At 36.7% G+C, this 4296-nt stretch carries 4 protein-coding genes and 1 pseudogene; 4 read left to right on the forward strand and 1 reads right to left on the reverse strand.

The window, feature by feature from the left end:
• The 3 genes and pseudogenes from MVY38_RS03955 to MVY38_RS03965 all read left to right on the forward strand — a co-directional run.
• Window positions 1–326, forward strand: a pseudogene (locus MVY38_RS03955) (insulinase family protein); the annotation flags it as partial.
• Between the two features lie 4 nt (window positions 327–330).
• Window positions 331–2568, forward strand: coding sequence for an AAA family ATPase (locus MVY38_RS03960; RefSeq protein ID WP_297483794.1), 2238 nt, complete (start codon window positions 331–333; stop codon window positions 2566–2568).
• Between the two features lie 19 nt (window positions 2569–2587).
• Complete coding sequence (locus MVY38_RS03965; RefSeq protein ID WP_297483796.1) at window positions 2588–3334, forward strand: TIGR01458 family HAD-type hydrolase; 747 nt, start codon at window positions 2588–2590, stop codon at window positions 3332–3334.
• Between the two features lie 22 nt (window positions 3335–3356).
• On the opposite strand, the gene MVY38_RS03970 is transcribed toward MVY38_RS03965, so the two are convergent.
• Complete coding sequence (locus tag MVY38_RS03970; protein WP_297483797.1) at window positions 3357–3863, reverse strand: hypothetical protein; 507 nt, start codon at window positions 3861–3863, stop codon at window positions 3357–3359.
• 232 nt (window positions 3864–4095) lie between these two features.
• Between MVY38_RS03970 and MVY38_RS03975 the strand changes: the two genes are divergently transcribed.
• Window positions 4096–4296, forward strand: a 201-nt coding sequence (locus MVY38_RS03975; RefSeq protein ID WP_297483798.1) for a peptidylprolyl isomerase, incomplete at its 3' end; no start/stop codon positions are given.

A 4296-nucleotide genomic window follows, 5' to 3' on the forward strand; every position in this document is an offset into this window, starting at 1 on the left:
CAGGATATTTGCAGACAAAACTTGATACTATGGATGAAGCGAAAAAGACTGTAAAAGATGTCATTGCTAAGTTTGTAAAAGAGGGTGTTACCGCGGATGAGTTGGAGCAAACAAAGAAATTTTTACTAGGTAGTGAACCCCTTCGTGTAGAGACTATGAGCCAAAGACTCAACCGTACTTTTATGGACTACTACAAAGGTTTTGCTCTTAATCACTCCGAAATAGAATTAAAAAAGATAAAAGAGTTAAAACTCAAAGATCTCAACACATTTATAAAATCACATAAAGAGATACTCGAGCAAAGTTTCGCAATAGTCACAGAGTAGTATTTTGACACTCATTGGACAGATTGACCGCATACTATTTGAAGGTGATGACGGCTTTTTCATCGCAGTTTTAAAGAGCGGTGAAAGGGTAAGCGGAAGCTACTTTGAGAGTGATGTTTCAAACATTAAAGGTTCTGCCATTACTCTTGAAGGTGAGTGGCATGAGCATAAAAAATATGGCAAAACTTTTAAATTTGATGCCATAAAAGTCAATCAAAATGAACTTTTTTTCTTCTTAAATAAAATCATAAAAGGCTTTACGAAAAAACTTGCAGCTGACCTTATTGAACATTTTGGCTCAGAAGAGCTTGTCAATATTCTTGATAACGACATCGAAAAATTGTTGGAATTTAAAGGTATAAAAGAGAAACGCCTCAAAAAAATTCAGGCTTCATGGAAACAGTTTCGCTCTATGCGTCGTTTGGGTGAATTTCTTACTCCCTATGAAGTCTCCCCCGTTTTACTCACCACTATAGCTACAGCAATGAAAGATGTGGATGAGCCCTGCACGAAGATTAAAGGGAATCCCTATATTCTTACAAATATTAATTCCATAGGTTTTAAACGCGCGGACGAACTTGCGCTTAAAATGGGAGTAGCACCAGAGAATGAAAAACGCATAAGTTCTGCGATGGATTATGTATTGCTTAACTATTGTGAGGCTCAGGGGAACTCCTGCATTGCAAAAGAGGTGCTTTTTGGTGGACTTGATGAGATGCTTGGGTTTACTGATAAGAGGCATCTTTATGAAGCGGCTTTGGTTGAGCGAGTGGCAGAACAGAGCATAGTGGTGATGAAAAATGAGAGAGTTTCACCTGCACGGCTCTATGATGCTGAGAAGTTTTTGTATGATGATTTTCGCACACGAGCGAAGCATGACAGCGGCGGTTTTGTGAAAAATCTTGATGCTTTTTTAGAGGAGAGTTCTCTCAAGCTTGGAGCCGAACAAAAAGAGGCAGTTCAGATGATAAACAATGGCGTAAGTCTTCTTTTTTTAGTGGGTTATGCAGGAACTGGAAAGAGTACAACAAGTAAAACCATACTAGAGATACTCAACACAAGATATGATGCAAAAGAGATAATGACCTGTGCCCTAAGTGGTATAGCTTCTCAAAGAATTAGCGATACAACAGGCTTTGAGTCTGCGACCATTCAGTCACTTTTAGTTAAACATGAGGGGAGTGATATGTTTCCCTATTCAGTTGTTCTAATAGATGAGGCTTCGATGATAAATTCCTCTTTGTTCGCACGCTTAATGAGTAAGATTTCTAAAAAGGCTATTGTTATAATTGTAGGAGATGATGCCCAGTTACCACCTATTGGTGCTGGAAATGTTTTGAGTGATGTTCTTACACTAAACCTTGTTCCTATTGTAAAACTTACAAAGATTTATAGACAGAGTGAAGAGCAAGCCATTGCACTTATAGCCAACCAAATTCGTCAAGGAGAAGTGCCTGAGTATAGAGCCAAATATGATGACTTTGAGTTTATAGATTTAAGTATTGCCAACTACTATGCTCTAAAACAGCAACTCTCTCAAGAGGAGTTAAAAGAGGTGCGAGAGCAAAATTCTCAAAATATCATAGCAGAGATGTTGCACCGTGTTGTGGAGTCCATAGAAAAAGCGAGATACCGACTTAACAATAAGCAGATAAAAGAGTACCTAAACTATTTTCAGGTAATTACCCCTATGAAAGGTGGCTCTTTAGGTACGACAAACTTAAATAAAGTTTTGCAAGAGTATTTTAATCCGAACCCTAAAAAGTGCATCAAAAAAGGGGAACAAGAGTTCCGTTTGATGGATAAAGTAGTCCATACAAAAAATGAAAATATGAATTCATGGAGTGCTGAGGATTTTAAAAATGGGGAAGATGTAAGAGAGCGAAGAATTTTCAATGGAATGAGTGGACTGCTTTTTAAGATAGATAGTGAAGAGGAGCAGGCATTTGTTTTTTATCCAAATGAGGATGTAGTTGTTCAGTATGAGTATGATGAACTTCGCTCACATCTTATGCTCTCATACGCACTTACCGTACACAAAGTGCAGGGGATGGAGTATGACATAGTTGTCATTCCTATGAGTTTTACGCACTTTATTATGCACAATACAAAATTAATATACACTGCAATAACACGGGCAAAACACAAGTGCATCCTCATAGGAGAGGGTGCTGCGTTTGAGTCTGCTTGTAGGCGTGTAGAGACTACAAAGCGAGATACTGTTTTGCTTGAGCTTATGTAGTGATTTATAAGGAGATTATATGTTATCTTCATCAATAAAAGCTGTTTTATGTGACATTGGTGGTGTTTTATATGTCGGTGATGTACCCATTGAGGGTGCCATCGAAGCAGTTAGGCATCTTAAAGAGCATTATCCCATAAGATTTCTTACAAATACAACACAAAAAACTTCTGCACAGGTTGTAGATAAACTTCAAGAATTAGGATTTAAAATAGATGCCAATGAGGTACTGACAGCCTTAGATGTAACGAAAATGTTTTTACAAAGCAAGAAAAGTACAGCGAAATTTTTACTCACAGATGATGCGCTTGCTTTTTTTGAAGATATGAAGGAGTACCCGCAAAAGTATGTGGTTGTAGGTGATGCACAAGATAATTTTAGCTATGCAAACCTAAACGCTGCGTTCAGAGTCTTAAATAGTGGTGCGGAGCTTGTGGCGATTGCCAAAAACAGATACTTCAAAGATGCTGATAATGAGCTAAGTATGGATGCAGGCTGTTTTGTAAGTGCCTTGGAGTATGCAAGTGGACAAGAAGCGCTACTTATAGGAAAGCCGAGCGAAGCTTTTTATCATTTAGCATGTAAAGATATGGGTGTAAATCCTAATGAGTGCATTATGATTGGTGATGATATAGAGGGAGATATTGAGGGTGCTCAAAAAGCTGGACTTAAAGCGATACTGGTAAAAACTGGAAAATTTAGTGAAAAAGATTTAAAACGGGGAGTTGTTCCTGATAAAATTGTAGATTCTATTGCTTTTCTATAAACAAATACCCAGAGGGTACTTGCTATTTTGTATGAAAGAGAGTGTCTAGCGCTTTTGTATCGGCTAAATTTTCGATGCTAACAATTTTTTCATTATCAAGATGCACAACAACAATCTTATCTTTATTCATTCCTTTTGAATACTCTGCAGAGAGTTTATCATTGTTAATCAATAAGATAGGAAATTTCAAATCTTTTAAGTCAGGCAGAATAAACATCTTTTTAATAAGTGAAGGTGCCGCACTCACATCTGCTACATAAATAGCATTATGCTCTTGTAAAAAGTTTGCAGGTTTTGACTCAAGAAAATCGTTACAAGCATGACCTGTCGGCTTTGCAAATGAGAAAAAGACAATTTTAGTCTCTTTAGAGATTGTTTGTGGTTTTTCATTTTGGTCGTTAAGTTTAAGTTCAGAGAGACTTTTACCTACAACAAGTTTTGGTGTAGCATTCGCTGTTTGCTCATCACTTTTAGAACTACATCCTATAAAACTAAACGCAACGATAAGGGCTAAGATAATATTTTTCATATTTACTCCATTTTTATTTTTTGTATAATACAAAATTAACTACATGATTATAATATGAATTAGATTTACTTAAGTTGATTAATAAATTTTAAAGTAATAAAACTTACTGTAAAATTGCATAAACAAAAAGCAGATAAAATCGCACCAGTGCGATGAGCCTCCTGCTGAAGGGAACCTCTTTCAAAGAAAGAGGTTCCCTTCATTTTGTGAAACAAAATTAAGGATAATAAGTATGGCATGGGCAACAGCAAGACATATATTAGTAGATAGTGAAGCAAAGTGTAATGAATTAAAAACAGAGATAGAAAACGGAGCAGATTTTGCAGAGATTGCAAAACAGTACTCTACTTGTCCCTCATCAAATAATGGTGGAGATTTAGGGCAATTTGGACCAGGGCAGATGGTGCCTGAGTTTGATAAGGCTGTATTTAGC

It is taken from the genome of Sulfurimonas sp. (assembly GCF_027056685.1).
Taxonomy (GTDB): Bacteria; Campylobacterota; Campylobacteria; order Campylobacterales; family Sulfurimonadaceae; genus Sulfurimonas.

Coding starts and splice junctions, on each gene's coding strand:
- MVY38_RS03965 (WP_297483796.1), top strand. CDS start 2,588: ATGTTATCTTCATCAATAAAAGCTGTTTTATGTGACATTGGTGGTGTT.
- MVY38_RS03970 (WP_297483797.1), bottom strand. CDS start 3,863: ATGAAAAATATTATCTTAGCCCTTATCGTTGCGTTTAGTTTTATAGGA.